Below are 14,451 nucleotides of genomic sequence, written 5' to 3'. Positions count from 1 at the left end.
TATAATCCCAAAGCGGTAGATGATGAAAGATCGGGAGAGGATCGCTATGTCCCTGACCACGGCGCTGGCTTTGGCCGTTACCGCAGCAACAGCATCAGCAAGTCCGTCCGGCGCGCCGGTCATCGATATCGACCTTGCCGGCAAGACGCCGGACCAGATGCCCAGCTATCGGCCCGGCGCAAACGGAGTGGAACGACGCGATCCCTCCGGCGCGTTCCTCTATTCGGTGGCGCTGCCCGAAGGCATCTACCGCGTGACGCTGACCTTGGGCGACAGGCGCAGCGCGGGGAACACCACGGTGAAGGCCGAAAGCCGCCGCCTGTTCCTGCGCGATGTTGCCACGCGGCGCGGGCAGACGGTGACGCGCAGCTTCCTTGTCGACGTGCGCGATGCCCGCCTGCCGCACCAGCCCGCAGGCGCTCCGCGCTTCGGCCAGACGGTGTTGCTGGACGAGCGCGATCTCGCCAGCTTCAGCTGGGACGACAAGCTTACGTTCGAATTCCTTGGCCAGCCGCGCGTTGCGGCCATCCATATCGAACCGGCAAGCGCCCCGCGCCTGTTCCTCGCCGGCGATTCCACCGTGGCGGACCAGTATACCGAGCCCTTCACCAGTTGGGGCCAGATGTTGCCCGCGATGCTGGACGAGCATGTGGTCGTGGCCAATCACGCCAAGTCCGGCGCGACGATGAAATCCTTCATCGCCCAGTTGCGCTTCTCCAAACTGCTGACGCAGGCCCGCGCAGGCGACTGGCTGTTCATCCAGTTCGGCCACAACGACCAGAAGGCCGAATGGCCGATGACCTACCTCGATCCCGAACTGACCTATCCCGCCTACTTGCGCAGCTACATTGCCGAAGCGCGGCGGCGCGGCGTGCATCCGGTGCTGGTCACTTCGCCCGAACGCCGCAATTTCGACGAAGGCGGCAAGATCAAGGACACGCTGGGCGCCTATGCCGCCGCGGTGCGCAAGGTGGCGGCGGAAGAGAACGTGCCGCTGATCGACCTCAACCGGGACAGCATCGCGATCATGCAGGCGCTGGGCCCGGACGTCTCCCCGCGCGCTTTTGCCGACAACGGCAAGGACCGCACGCACAACAACAACTATGGCGCGTGGCTCTTCGCCGCCGCGATCGCCCGGCAGGTGGCCGAGAAGATCCCCGAACTCGCGCCTTATGTCACGCTGAAGACCTTCGATCCGGCGCATCCGCCGCTGCCCGACGCGCTGCCGATCGCGCCGAGCACTCCTCTGGAGGAAACCAAGCCGGAAGGGAGCTAGGGCAGTGAAAGTGCCCCGCCGCGTGTTTTCCGGCCTCTGTCTGGCGGGCGCGCTGGCGCCCCGCTCTGTACTTGCGGCGGAAGGGCTCTTCGATGTCCGCCACTTCGGCGCGAAGGGTGACGGCGTGGCCATCGACAGCCCGGCCTTCAATGCCGCGATCGCCGAAGCTGCGCGCGTCGGCGGCACGGTGCGGATTCCAGCGGGACGCTATCTCTGCTTCTCGATCCGCCTGAAAAGCCGCATCAGGCTGGTCTTCGAACGCGGCGCGACGATCGTCGCCGCCGATCCGGCGCTTCATGGCGGCCGCTACGACCTGCCCGAACCGGCACCCGGCCTCTATCAGGATTTCGGCCATAGCCACTGGCGCAACAGCCTGATCTGGGGCGAGGATGTGGAGGATGTCGTGATCGAAGGCCCCGGCCTGATCCATGGCCTGGGTCTCACCCGCGACGGCCCCGGTGCGCGCTGGAAGGCGCAAACGGGCGAGCGTCCGCTTTCCATGCAGGGCATGAGCGAAAGGGAGATCGCAAACCTCGAACCCGCCGTGGCCGCGATGGACGGGCTGGGCAACAAGGCCATCGCCCTGAAGCGCGGGCGCAATATCCGCCTCTCCGGCTTTACCGTGCTCAAGGGCGGGCATTTCGCGATCCTCGCCACCGGCACCAGTGCCCTGCTGATCGAGAACCTGACCATCGACACCGACCGCGACGGCATCGACCTCGACTGCGTGAAGGACACGCTGGTGCGCGGTTGCAAGGTCAATTCGCCGAACGATGATGGCATCGTCGTCAAATCCAGCCTTGCACTGGGTGAGCCGATCGCGGCCGAAAACGTGGTGATTCAGGACTGCGCGGTTTCCGGCTATGACATCGGCACGCTGATCGACGGCACCCGCCGCAGGACGCAGCAATACGCGCCCGACCGGGACCGCGTGACCGGCCGCATCAAGCTCGGCACCGAAAGCAACGGCGGCTATCGCAATGTCGTGGTGAAGGACTGCACCTTCACCCATTGCCGGGGCCTTGCGCTGGAAGCGGTGGACGGCGGCGTGATGGAAAACGTCGTCGCCCGCCGCCTCACCATGCGGGGCGTGACGACCGCGCCCCTGTTCGTGCGGCTGGGCGACCGGCGACGCGGGCCGGAGGGAACCGGGATCGGCGCGATCCGCCGCGTAGTGCTTTCGGAGATCGACGCCCGGGGAATCGACCCGCGCTTTCCCGCCGCCTTCGCGGGCCTTGCCGCAAGGCCGATCGAATCGATCGTCATGCGTGACGTGCATCTTGTCTACGGCGAGGCAGCGAAAGCGCGCGAAATCCTCCCTGAGCCGGCCGAAACCGTACCGGAATTGGCCGGTGCCTACCCCGAACCCAGCATGTTCGGCATTCTCCCGGCATGGGCACTCTGGGTCCGCCATGTGGAACGCCTGACCGTGGACAAGTTCCATGCGGAAACGATTATTCACGAAGCGCGCGCCCCGATCCGGCTGGAAAACGTCGCATTCCCGAGCTTTTCGCGCACACCGCTGCGCCAGAATGGCGATTGACGGACACGTGTGGACGAGTTACCAAATATCGGTATTGATATCCACATAATGGAACGTCGGGAGAGTGGTAGTGCCAGATATGGGGATGGCGACGGGATCGATCCACGCTTTCAGGATGCAGTTGAAGCCCGGCACGGTCGATGAGTACCGCCGCCGTCATGACGCGATCTGGCCCGAACTCTCCGCCCTGCTGACCGAAGCGGGCATTCGCGACTATTCGATCTTTCTCGACGAGCAGAGCCTGGCACTTTTCGCGGTGCTGCGCGTCACGCCGGACAACACCCGCGATACCCTGCCCGACCATCCGGTGATGCGCCGCTGGTGGAACCATATGGCCCCCCTGATGGAAGTGGAGCCCGGCAACCGGCCGAAGGAATGGCCGCTCCCGCTTATGTTCCACATGGACTGAGCCGATGAAGCGCGCGTTCCTTGCGGCCTTGCTGCTTTCCGCCGTTCCCATTGGCGTTCCGTTGCCCGCGTTGGCACAGGACGCGAAGCCGACCGCCGATCTCTCCGCCCCGGTCCAGACATTCGGCCGCGTCTCGTTCGATGCGCGTTCGTTGATGATCGACGGCAAGCGGCAGGTGATCTGGTCGGGCGAGTTCCACCCGTTCCGCTTGCCCAGCCCCGATCTCTGGCGCGACGTGCTGCAGAAGATGAAGGCCAGCGGGTACAACACCGTCGCGCTCTATTTCGACTGGGGCTACCATTCGCCCAAGCGGGGCGTCTACGATTTCAGCGGCATTCGCGACCTCGACCGCCTGCTGACGATGGCGGAGGAAGAGGGCCTCTGGGTCATGACCCGCGCCGGGCCTTACGTGAACGCGGAACTGTCGCGCGGCGGCTTTCCGGGCTGGCTGGTCAACCAGAAGGGCCGCGCCCGCACCGACGATCCCGAATATATGGCAGCGGCCGACGAGTGGCTGACTGAGGTCAACGCGATCATCGCCCGCCACCAGATCAACGGCGACGGCAAGGGCCACAAGGGCACCGTCATCCTTCACCAGATCGAGAACGAACTGGCGCTGACCACGCCCGCGCAGCGCCGCTACATGGACCACCTCTACGCCAAGGCGCGCGCCGACGGCATTACCGTGCCGATCTTCCACAACGATCAGGGCCGCAACGGCTATTGGGTGCCGGAAGGTTCACCCGTCGACAAGGTCGTCCACGGCCCCAACGACATGTATGCATTCGACGGTTACCCCGGCGGCACCTGCACCGTGGAAGGCAAGCCGACGCGCGGCGTGGCCGCGCCGGACTGGGGCTTCTACGGCCCCGGCGGGGCCAAGGGCGGCGCTTCCGCCTCGCCGAAAACGCCCGGATTCCTGGCCGAATTCGGCGGCGGCTGGTTCGACTATTGGGGTTCCAACGGCGGCTACGAGTGCAACGCGGTCCAGCGCGGCAAGCGGTTCCAGCGGGTGTTCTACGGCACCAATCTGGCCAACGGCATCGGCATCCAGAGCTTCTACATGACCTATGGCGGCACCAGCTGGGGCTGGCTGCCGGCCCCGGTGGTGTTCACCAGCTACGACTATGGCGCCGCCATTTCCGAGGCGCGGAACCTGCGCGAAAAGGCGCTGGAGATGAAGCAACTGGGCGGATTGATCGCCTCCGTGCCGGACCTTGCGGGGATGATCCCGGCAGGCGCGCCTGAGATCTCCTCGCCCAATATTCAGGTCTATCACAACAAGAGCCCGGAGACCGACGCGCGCTTCCTGCTGGTAGCGCACAAACCTTCCAACGGCCAAACCGACGACAGCTTCACGGTCACCGCCGCGCTGCCGGATGGGCGCTATACATTTCCGATGCGGCTCAATGGCTTCGATGCCAAATGGTTGGTCGCCGGGATAAATCTTGGCGGGCAGCGGCTGGTCTATTCGACCTCCGAATTGCAATCCGTGTCCAAGGGTGGAAGTGCCGACCTGCTGCTGCTTTACGGCCGTGCCGGGGAGCCGGGCGAGACCGTTCTGCGCTATGCCTCGGCCCCGAAAGTCACGGTTCTGGAAGGCGCGGCAGAGACCGCCTTCAACGACACCAAGGGCGACCTGAAAGTCACCTACGCGCATAGAGGCCGCACCGTCCTGCGTCTGACCGGCGGCGGACGCGGCGACCTGATCCTGATCCTTGCCGACGAGGCCGAAGGCACCCGCTACACCCGTGTCGAATCCGCCGCAGGCCCCGTTCTCGTGCGCGGTCCGCAGCTGGTCCGTCACGCTTCGATCAAATCCGGCGCGCTGGCGCTGACCGGCGACACCGGCGAAGCGGGCGAACTTGAAGTCTGGGCGTCCGGCGCCATTCACACGCTGACATGGAACGGCGCGCGTGTCCCTGCCAAGGCATCCACCGTCGGCAGCCTCGCCTCAACCGCGCCCCTGTCCGGTCCTGCCCCGGTCGTGCTTCCCGCCCTCACCGGCTGGCGCATGGCCAAGGGTTCGCCCGAGGCCGATCCGAAGTTCGACGACAGCACATGGCAGGCCGTGGGCGGCAATCGCCCCAATGCCACGATCACCCAGCGCCCGGACGGCCAGCCGAACATGGCAATGGATGCCTATGGCTTCCACGAGGGTGACGTCTGGTATCGCGGCCAGTTCGAGGGCACCCCCGGCGCCAGAACCGTCTCGCTGTTCTACGGTGCCGGCGGCTCGGGCCTCGTGCAGGCCTGGCTGGACGGCAAGTTCATCGGTCAGGCCGAGACGCCGAGCGGCCTGCCCCGCCCGATCACCACCGGCACCGTCACCTTGGACCTTCCCCCCGAAGCGCAGGCGGCTGGCAGCCATGTCCTGTCGGTCATGGTCCGCAACAACGGCCATAACTGGGACCTCGATTCCGACGACTTCCACAAGGAAGCGCGCGGCCTGATCTCCGCGTCGATCTCGCAGCCAGGCGGGCGCAGCTTCGCGGTGCCGATCGCGTGGAAGATCCAGGGCCAGCGCGGCGGCGAGGACATTGCCGACCCCGTGCGCGGCCCCGCCAACAACGGCGGCCTCTATGGCGAGCGCATGGGCTGGCATCTGCCGCTGTTCGACGACAGCCGGTGGTCTGCCGCACAAGTACCGGCGACCAGCGCTGCACCGGGCACCACATGGTATCGCACCGCATTCGACCTTGCCGTGCCCAAGGGTCAGGACGCCACTATCGCGCTGGCCTTCGGCGATACCGAGAGCCCGCGCTCGGCCGCGAAGTACCGCGTTCTGATCTTCGTCAACGGCTGGAACATGGGCCAGTTCATTGCCCATGTGGGCCCGCAGCGCGTGTTCCCGATCCCCGAGGGTATCCTCAATCACCACGGCACAAACCACGTGGCGCTGGCCGTGACCAGCGACGGCGCCCCCGGTGACGCGCTGGAGGCGGTGAAGCTCGTCACCCTGCACAACGTCAAGGGGGGCCTCCCCGTGCAGATGGTGCCCGCCCCCACCCGCCCGGATCAGCTGAAATGACCGGCGACGCGCTCACCCGCCGCCAGTTCGGCATCGGCAGCGCCGGCGCGCTCTGCTTTGCCGGGCTGCCGGGCATCGCGAGCGCGGCCCCGAAGTCAGGCGCGCGCCCGTGGCCCTACCTGATCGGCGCCGACATCTCTTGGGTGCCCGAAGACGAAGCACAGGGCGCCACCTATTACGAGGACGGCCAGCGCAAGGACGTGCTCGCGATCTTCCGCGATGCCGGATTCAACGCGGTCAAGCTGCGCCTCTTCGTCGATCCCGCGAACGGCTATTCGCGGGGGCAGCCCGGCGGTCCGTGGTGCGACCTGCCCCGCACGATCGAATTTGCGCGGCGGATCAAGGCGGCGGGCTTCCACCTCTCGCTCACGCTCCACTATTCGGACACCTGGGCCGATCCGCAGCATCAGGACAAGCCGGCGGCATGGGCGAACCTGCCCTTCCCCAAGCTGGTCGATGCCGTCCATCGCCATACGGCAGAGACGTTCGCGGCGATGAAAGCGGCAGGCGTCGCCCCCGATCTGGCGATCCTGGGCAACGAGACCACATTCGGCATGCTCTGGCCCGATGGCCGCGTGCCGCTGACCATCCCCACCGGCAATCCGGTGACCGACAAGGAACACATGCATGTCCGGGACGCAGGCGGCTATGACAAGTTCGCCGCGCTGCTGAAGGCCGGGATCGCCGCCAGCCGCGATCACCTGCCGAGTACCCCCGTGGCGCTGCACAATCACCTCGGCCGCCACTGGCCGATCGTGCAGCATTGGACCGACAGCCTGATCGCCCGCGACGTCCGGTTCGATGCGCTGGGCTTCTCCTGCTACCAGCAGGCGGCGCAGGGGGACTGGCAGCGGACATTCGCCGAATTCAGCCGCCGCTATCCGGACAAGGGCTTCTTCGCGATCGAGTATTCCTCGCGCAAGCGCTACCTGAACGATCTGGTCCACGCCCATCCGAACGGCTGGGGCAGCTTCATCTGGGAGCCGACGCGGCATCAGGAAGCGATCTTCCTGAAAGACGGCAAGAGCGCGGGTGAAGGCCCCCGCGCCGACCTGCTTTCGCAAGGCCTGAACGCAGCCGAAGCCCCCGGCGCGACGCCCTCTTCAGAGCCCGCGCCCAGCGCACCGAAATCCGAAAACCACGGCGGCCGGTACGACGCCGATCCCGCCTTCCTGCAACTCTATCGCCAGATGGCGCGCGATTACGGAGTCCTGAAATGACCCACCGCGCGCCCTGCCGCAGCTACGCCCACAGGAGAACTTGAGTGGCCGCCCTTACCCATGACATCCCCCGCCAGCAGGTCACCGCGGCGATCGACCTGCTGATGCACAACCTCGTCAACATCAAGGACGAGACCGGCGAATTCCTGCTGCATCTGGAAGACGGCCGCGTGATCGACACCAAGGGCTGGGCCGGGTGGGAATGGACCCACGGCGTCGGCCTGTTCGGCATGTGGCGCTATTTCGAGCAGACCGGCGATGAGAAGGCGCTTGCCATCATCCGCCAGTGGTTTGCCGACCGTTTCGCCGAAGGCACGCCCACCAAGAACATCAACACGATGGCGCCGTTCATTACCCTCGCCTACCTCTACGAACTGGACGGCGACCCCAGCTACATCCCCTATCTCGACACCTGGGCCGAATGGCTTATGGCGCCCGACGGCTTGCCCAAGACCGAGGAAGGCGGCTTCCAGCACATCGTCTACAACGACGAGAATCCGGGCGAGCTGTGGGACGACACGCTGATGATGAGCGTGCTGCCGCTGGCCAAGATTGGCCTGCTGCTGGACCGTCCGCACTACGTGGAAGAAGCCAAGCGCCAGTTCCTCATCCACATCAAGTATCTGGCAGACAAGAAGACCGGCCTGTGGTTCCATGGCTGGGACTTCACCGGCCGCCACAACTTTGCAGAGGCGCTGTGGGCGCGCGGCAACTGCTGGGTGACGATCGCCATTCCGGAAATCATCGAACTGCTCGATCTGGAGCCGGGCGATGCCTTGCGCCTGTTCCTGATCGATACGCTGGCGGCGCAAGTCCGCACGCTGGCCGCCACGCAGGACGGTGAGACCGGCCTCTGGCACACGCTGATCGACGATCCGACGAGCTACCTTGAGGCATCCGCCACGGCAGGCTTCGCCTATGGCATCCTGAAGGCCGTGCGAAAGGGCTACCTGCCGCGCGAGTACGAGGATGTGGGCATCCGGGCCGTGCGCGGCGTGCTCGCCAATATCGACGAGACGGGCGAGTTGCAGCAGGTGAGCTTCGGCACCGCAATGGGCGACACGCTGCAGTTCTACAAGGACATCGCGCTCACCTCGATGCCCTATGGCCAGAGCCTTGCCATCTGCGCGCTGGCCGAGTTCCTGCGGACGTATATCTGACGATGCGGCGGGCGGCTTCCCTGTTGCTGGCGGCGAGTTTCGTGCTCGCCGGTCCAGCGCGTGCGGCTGTTCCGCAATCCTCCGCTGCCTGGGTCCATTTCGAGCCCGCGCGCGGGGATTTCGCGCTGGCGACGGATGGCCGGGTTGCGCAAGTCGTCACGGCACCGCAGGATCATGAACTGGTCCGCATCGCCGCCGAGGATCTGCGCGGCGATCTGGCGGCCGTCAGCGGCGCGAAGACGGCATCGGATGCGCAAATCTGGATCGGCACGCTGGGCCGCAATCCGGCCATCGACCGGCTTGTCGCGACGGGCCGGATCGATGCGGCAAAACTGCGCGGCGCATGGGAAAGCTTCGTCATCGCCGCGGTGCCGAATCCGGCCCCCGGCGTGAAACAGGCGCTGGTGGTGATCGGCAGCGACCGGCGCGGCACGGCCTATGGCGCCTACGAACTCTCGCGCGCCATCGGTGTGTCGCCCTGGCACTGGTGGGCCGACGTTCCGCCCGAACATCACGCCGCGCTTTACGTCTCTGCTGGAACCCGCCGCTTCGGCCCGCCCTCGGTCAAGTATCGCGGGATCTACATCAATGACGAGGACTGGGGCCTCGTCCCCTGGGCGCAGGGCACCTACGCACCGGATGAACCCGCGCCCGGCCCCAGGACTTACGCCAAGGTCTTCGACCTGCTGCTGCGCCTGAAGGGCAACATGCTCTGGCCGGCGATGCACAAGGTCAGCCGCGCGTTCAACGCCAACCCGGCCAATGCCGCGCTGGCAGAGCGCTACGGCGTGGTCATGGGGTCCAGCCATTCCGAACCGATGCTGCGCAACAACGTGGGCGAATGGACGGGAACGGCGGAGCAATTCAACTACCTGACCAATCGCGATGCGATCCGCGATTACTGGCGCGCGCGGGTGCAGAGCAATCGCGGTTACGAAACGATCTGGACGCTGGGCCAGCGTGGCATCCACGACAGCGCGATGATCGGGCCGACGACCGACGAAGGGCGTCGGCAGGTGCTGGAACAGGTCTTCGCCGACCAGCGCGACCTGTTGCGTGAGGCAGGGATTGCGGGGGCCCCGCAAGTCTTCACGCCGTACAAGGAAGTGCTCGATATCTATCGCGCCGGGCTGAAAGTGCCGGACGATGTTACGCTGATGTGGACCGACGACAACTTCGGCTACATCCGCCAGTTCCCCGATGCGGCGGAACGACAGCGCAGCGGCGGGGCCGGCGTCTATTACCATGTGTCGTATCTGGGCGCGCCGCTCTCCTACCTCTGGCTCTCGACCACGCCGCCCGCGCTGATCCGCGCGGAAATGGGGCGGGCGTGGGACCTGGGCGCGCGGCAGATGTGGATCGTTAATGCCGGCGACATCAAGCCCGCCGAACTCGACATCGATTATTTCCTCAGCCTCGCCTGGGATGTGGGCGCCACCCGCGCCGCGCCTATCGACACATGGGTGGGGCGCTGGGCGGACGAGACACTGGGCCGGGGCAGCGGCGCGGAAGTGGCGGCGATCCTACGTGACTACCACCGGCTGAATTTCACGCGGCGGCCCGAGCATCTGCAGTGGTATCTGCCCGGCGAGAAGCCGCACGCCAGCCCGCTTTCGATTGCCGAAGCCGACGCGCGGCTGGGCGAGTTCGCGGTGATGGAGCAGCGCCTTGCTGCACTGCGCGCGAAAATCCCGGCGGATCGGGCCGATGCCTTTTTCGAACTGGTGGACTATCCGGTTTCCGCATCCGCCGCCGCCAACCGGCGCTTCTTCGCAGCCGAAGCACATGACGCGCTGCGCGACAAAGACGCCGCCGAAAGCTGGCGGCGCGGGCAGATCGCGGCCGAGGCCGATGCGCAGATCGGCGCGCTGACATGGCGCTACAACCGCGAGATCGCCGGCGGCAAATGGCGCGGGATCATGACGGTGGAGCCCGCCGACGGCCAGTGGCGCAGTTTTCGCCAGAGTCTGCCGGTGGTGCCCGCGCTGGCCTCGATGCCAGCCGGACCTGTCGCCGCGCCTCCGGTTTCGGCGCCGGTTGTGCCGCTGCCTCTACTCCGCCCGGACCAGTTCGCGCCGGGCAAGGGATGGCGCCTGATCGATGGCCTTGGCCGCATGGGTTCGGTGCTGGGGGCCTCGGGCAGTTCCGCTTCGGCGCAAGGGGCAATCACGCTGCCGGCCGGCAACTGGCGCGCGGTGATCGACGTGCTGCCGACCTACCCCTCCGACAACGGCGATGCGCTGCACCTGACCTTGCGCATCGACGGCGCGGTGCAGACGCTCGAAATTCCGCGCCATACCGGCGACCATGCCTGGGCCCTCGCCGTGCTGGACAACCGCATTTCCATCCCGCTGTCCGGCTCGCTGGCTGGCGGGCGCCACCAGTTCACTCTCGAATCCGGCGATCCTGCCGTGATGATCGAGGCCATCCGTTTCTTGCCTGCTGACAAGTCAATTACTCCGACATAATAATCGCTCGACGAGGCTGCCCACGAAGGCGGCCCGCACAAGAACATATACGGTGAAGGATCCTGTAGTGCCCGAAAGCCAGCAAGTGGCCGTGCGCCCCGTGCGCCTGAGAAACTACCTCGCCTATGGCTCGAACGATGTGCTCGGGGCCGGGTCGATGGCGGTCATCTCCGGGTGGGTGCTGATCTTCTACACCCAGTTCTGCGGGCTTTCGGCGGCGCAGGCGGCCATGATCTTCGCAGTGGCGCGTGTGCTGGACGCCTTCGCCTCTCCCATGATCGGCTATATCTCCGACCACTTCGGCACCACCACGCTCGGCCGCAGGTTCGGGCGGCGGCGCTTCTTCATCCTTGCCGCGATCCCCCTGCTGCCCAGCTTCGCGCTGATGTGGCTGCCGGGGCAGAGCTTCTGGTACTACCTTGTCAGCTATGTGCTGTTCGAACTGGTCTATGCGATGGAGATCATCCCGTTCGAAACGCTCGCCGCCGAAATGTCGAGCGACTATCGCACCAAGGCCAAGTTCGCCGGATCGCGCATCCTGTTCGGACAGGCATCCGCGATCCTCGCCGGTTTCCTGCCGCTCTGGCTGATCGAGGCGCTGGGGCGGGATAGCGCCGATACCTTCTTCTACATGGGCCTGATCTTCGCCGCGCTGTTCATGGTGACGGCGGCCATGCTCTATCTGTTCAGCTGGGAGCGCCACGATCCGGGCGGAGCTCCCCTGCCAGCCGAACAGCGCCATTCGGCCGGCCCGCTGGAGGCATTGAAGGCGCTTTACCGCAACCTGTTCTCGACGATGCGGATCCGCGCGTTTCGCCTGCATCTTGGCATGTATCTGGGCGGCTACATCAGCCAGGACGTGTTCAACGCCGCTTTCACGTTTTTCGTGATCTTCGCGCTGGCAGGCACCACCGCCGTCGCATCCGGCCTGCTGGGGACGATGTACATCGTCCAGTTCGTGGCCGTGATCGTCGCCATCAACATGGCCCTGCGCGCCTCTCCCAGCCGCGCCTACCAGATCGCCGCCGCCAGCTTCGGCGCCGGCGCGCTGACGCTGATCGGCCTGTGGACCTTCGGGATCACTGCCACCAGCCCCATGATCTGGCTGCCCATCGTGCTTGCGGGCCTCGGCCGGGGGGCGCTCAACTACATCCCCTGGGCGACCTACAACTACATGGCCGACGTCGACGAGATCGTCACCGGCCGCCGCCGCGAGGGCGCCTTTGCCGGAGTCATGACTTTCGTGCGCAAGGCCACGCAGGCCGCCGCCGTGGCAGGCGTCGGCTTCGTCATGCAGGCGGGCGGCTTCGTGTCCGGCGCCGCGCAGCAATCGCACGGGGCAATCCTCACCATCGCCGTCCTGCTGGGCCTCGGCACCGTGGGCATGTTGCTGTTCGGCGTGCTGGTATCGCGGCGCTTCCGCCTCTCCCCCGCCACCCACGCCGTGCTGATGCGTGAGATCGAGCACTTGCGCAGCGGCGCCCGCACGCCAAGCAGCCCCGAAGCCGGCGCGATCGTGGAAGACCTGTCAGGCTGGCGTTACGACCAGCTCTGGGGCCGCAACCCGCTGGTCGAAGAGGAAGAGCGCAACGGCGGCGATCTGGGCAATCCGGTGAATGCAGGCCACTGAGTGGGTTTGCGCGCTAGAGCAGTCTCCGAGTCATCAGATGATTCCATCTGATTAGAAAATGCTCCAAGACCTGCTAGATGTGCTGCCATGAGCAACAAGTCAGCCGGTATCGTCGAGGTCGATGGACTTCACTATGAATGGGAACTGCGGAGCGAGCCGCAGTGGGGTGATGCCGATGGCTGGAGGGGCATGACGATTGCCTTGCTGCAAAAGCACACCCAGCGCGGGGCCCTGTTGGAGTTTCCCCCGCCGAAGCGTTTGCTGAAAGGCATGCAGCGCGGGCGTCTTCAGATCAGCGACCCGGTCATAGCGCGGGGGATCCGGGCAGCGCTGGCGGCCGGCTGGGAACCAGCTTCGCGCGGAAAGCCGATGGTTTTTACCGTCGATGCGGATGGCAACTAATACCGCCCTCCGGGGCGAGCACCCTGCATTGCCTCATGCGCAGGAAAGCTTATGGCAACGGCAACACATCGACAGGCGGATACAATGACAGCACCTTCCATCGACGAGCGACGTGAGCATTTTGCCTACTGCGTCCAACTTTTCGGCGGCACCACGGCATTCTCGCGGCGCCTTGGCATAGACGAGCGGGCGATCCGGCGTTTCATCAATGGCGAGCGCCCGCTTGGCGACGGCCTTCTGGAAGATACCGCGAAGGCCCTGCGTCAGCTTGCCACTGAAGCGACTGCCGCCGAAAAAGAGATCGCCGCGACCTTGAGCGCTGGACCGAACAGCCCGTCATAAGACGCAGGGCCTCGCACGAACGAAGGGATAAGGGCCCGTGTTCTGCCACGGGCATCCCGCCTCCTTCCGGTGAGCGTGCCCGCCCGGCCCCTTACCGCCGCGGCGCGCGGTAGCCCACAGCCTCGCCGATCTCCCCCGCCGTCGCGACGATGGCGGCGACAAGATCATCGACGATGTCGTCGGTCAGGTAATGGGCGGCGCTGGCGATGGAAAGCGCGATGCAGATCTGGCGGCGCGCATCGCGGATCGGCGCCGCTATGGAACGGACGCCGTCGCCCAGTTCGCTGTCGTGAAGCACATAGCCGCGCGCCTTGTGCTCGCGCATCTGGGCGACATATTCCTTCATCGCCTTGGCCGAAACCTTGCCGCCATTGGCCTGGCGGTAGAGTTCTTCCCACACCTCTTCCGGCTCATCCAGCAGCAGTGCCTTGCCCAGGCCGGTCTCGGCGATGGGGCGGCGGTCACCCGGAGCCGTGGCCACGCGCAGGCGCTGGCGGCCGGTCACGCGGTCGAGGTGGCGGGACCAGTCGCCCTCCCGCTTGCCGACGAAGACGCAGAAGCCGGTCTCGTCCGACAGTTTTTCCATGAACGGGCGCGCCACGCGCACATAGTCGATCTGTTCGGTGGCCATCACCCCCAGTTCCAGCAGCTTGGGGCCAAGCCCGAAGCCGTCGCTGGTCACCGAAAGATAGCCACGCGATTTCAGCGCCTGCGCCAGACGGTGCGCCGTCGTCTTGCTCATGCCCAGTTTGCGGGCGAGATCGGCGGCCCGGATCGGCCCGTCGATCACCTCGTCCATGATGTCGAGCGCGCGCATCAGCGTCTGCGTGCCCTTCACTTCGACATCGGCCTTTTCTTCGCGCAGTGCCGTCATTGTCAGCAATCCGTTCTCGCGCCCCACTTAGAGGGACGCATACCCACCTGTCCCACCGATCTATAGTCTGCCGGGCCAAGGTCAACTCAATTGCGA

General features: G+C 65.9%; 11 protein-coding genes. 10 read left to right on the top strand and 1 reads right to left on the bottom strand.

Annotation, left to right across the window (positions count from 1 at the left end; translation table 11 throughout):
- Positions 1-46: 46 nt before the first annotated feature.
- The 10 genes from ACZ1JV_RS01715 (at position 47) to ACZ1JV_RS01670 (ending at position 13,481) form a co-directional block, all read left to right on the top strand.
- Positions 47-1,276: a rhamnogalacturonan acetylesterase gene (locus ACZ1JV_RS01715; protein WP_465149344.1), complete on the top strand. Its 1,230-nt coding sequence runs from the start codon at positions 47-49 to the stop codon at positions 1,274-1,276.
- A 4-nt stretch (positions 1,277-1,280) separates the two neighbouring features.
- On the top strand, positions 1,281-2,819 hold the full coding sequence (locus ACZ1JV_RS01710; protein ID WP_465149343.1) for a rhamnogalacturonidase: 1,539 nt from the start codon (positions 1,281-1,283) through the stop codon (positions 2,817-2,819).
- Positions 2,820-2,898: 79 nt separating this feature from the next.
- Positions 2,899-3,228: an L-rhamnose mutarotase gene (locus ACZ1JV_RS01705; protein WP_465149759.1), complete on the top strand. Its 330-nt coding sequence runs from the start codon at positions 2,899-2,901 to the stop codon at positions 3,226-3,228.
- Positions 3,229-3,232: 4 nt separating this feature from the next.
- Complete coding sequence (locus ACZ1JV_RS01700; RefSeq protein ID WP_465149342.1) at positions 3,233-6,259, top strand: glycoside hydrolase family 35 protein; 3,027 nt, start codon at positions 3,233-3,235, stop codon at positions 6,257-6,259.
- Positions 6,256-7,479: a glycosyl hydrolase 53 family protein gene (locus ACZ1JV_RS01695; RefSeq protein ID WP_465149341.1), complete on the top strand. Its 1,224-nt coding sequence runs from the start codon at positions 6,256-6,258 to the stop codon at positions 7,477-7,479. The genes ACZ1JV_RS01700 and ACZ1JV_RS01695 overlap by 4 nt, the downstream gene beginning before the upstream one ends.
- Before the next feature lie 44 nt (positions 7,480-7,523).
- Complete coding sequence (gene bglB / locus ACZ1JV_RS01690) at positions 7,524-8,639, top strand: beta-galactosidase BglB (RefSeq protein WP_465143916.1); 1,116 nt, start codon at positions 7,524-7,526, stop codon at positions 8,637-8,639.
- 2 nt (positions 8,640-8,641) lie between these two features.
- On the top strand, positions 8,642-11,107 hold the full coding sequence (locus tag ACZ1JV_RS01685; RefSeq protein WP_465149340.1) for a glycosyl hydrolase 115 family protein: 2,466 nt from the start codon (positions 8,642-8,644) through the stop codon (positions 11,105-11,107).
- Between the two features lie 52 nt (positions 11,108-11,159).
- Positions 11,160-12,737, top strand: coding sequence for an MFS transporter (locus ACZ1JV_RS01680; RefSeq protein WP_465149339.1), 1,578 nt, complete (start codon positions 11,160-11,162; stop codon positions 12,735-12,737).
- An 87-nt stretch (positions 12,738-12,824) separates the two neighbouring features.
- Positions 12,825-13,139 carry a hypothetical protein gene (locus tag ACZ1JV_RS01675; protein ID WP_465138845.1) on the top strand — a complete coding sequence of 105 codons (315 nt, stop codon included), beginning with the start codon at positions 12,825-12,827 and terminating at the stop codon, positions 13,137-13,139.
- 51 nt (positions 13,140-13,190) lie between these two features.
- Positions 13,191-13,481 (top strand): hypothetical protein, encoded by a 291-nt coding sequence (locus tag ACZ1JV_RS01670; protein WP_465149338.1) that lies wholly within the window; start codon positions 13,191-13,193, stop codon positions 13,479-13,481.
- 91 nt (positions 13,482-13,572) lie between these two features.
- Here the strand turns inward: ACZ1JV_RS01670 and ACZ1JV_RS01665 are convergent, their stop codons facing one another.
- Entirely contained in the window at positions 13,573-14,355 is a 783-nt protein-coding gene (locus ACZ1JV_RS01665; protein WP_465138847.1) for an IclR family transcriptional regulator, read from the bottom strand.
- Positions 14,356-14,451 lie beyond the last annotated feature (96 nt).

The sequence above is a fragment of the Novosphingobium sp. BL-S-19 genome (assembly GCF_055521675.1).
The sequence above is the reverse complement of the archived record's forward strand: the minus strand, read 5'-3'. Positions and strand labels throughout refer to the sequence as shown.

Excerpts from the sequence above, each read along its gene's own strand:
- ACZ1JV_RS01715 (WP_465149344.1), top strand. The coding sequence starts at position 47 with ATGTCCCTGACCACGGCGCTGGCTTTGGCCGTTACCGCAGCAACAGCA.
- ACZ1JV_RS01705 (WP_465149759.1), top strand. The coding sequence starts at position 2,899 with ATGGGGATGGCGACGGGATCGATCCACGCTTTCAGGATGCAGTTGAAG.
- ACZ1JV_RS01700 (WP_465149342.1), top strand. The coding sequence starts at position 3,233 with ATGAAGCGCGCGTTCCTTGCGGCCTTGCTGCTTTCCGCCGTTCCCATT.
- ACZ1JV_RS01695 (WP_465149341.1), top strand. The coding sequence starts at position 6,256 with ATGACCGGCGACGCGCTCACCCGCCGCCAGTTCGGCATCGGCAGCGCC.
- ACZ1JV_RS01685 (WP_465149340.1), top strand. The coding sequence starts at position 8,642 with ATGCGGCGGGCGGCTTCCCTGTTGCTGGCGGCGAGTTTCGTGCTCGCC.
- ACZ1JV_RS01675 (WP_465138845.1), top strand. The coding sequence starts at position 12,825 with ATGAGCAACAAGTCAGCCGGTATCGTCGAGGTCGATGGACTTCACTAT.
- ACZ1JV_RS01670 (WP_465149338.1), top strand. The coding sequence starts at position 13,191 with ATGGCAACGGCAACACATCGACAGGCGGATACAATGACAGCACCTTCC.
- ACZ1JV_RS01665 (WP_465138847.1), bottom strand. The coding sequence starts at position 14,355 with ATGACGGCACTGCGCGAAGAAAAGGCCGATGTCGAAGTGAAGGGCACG.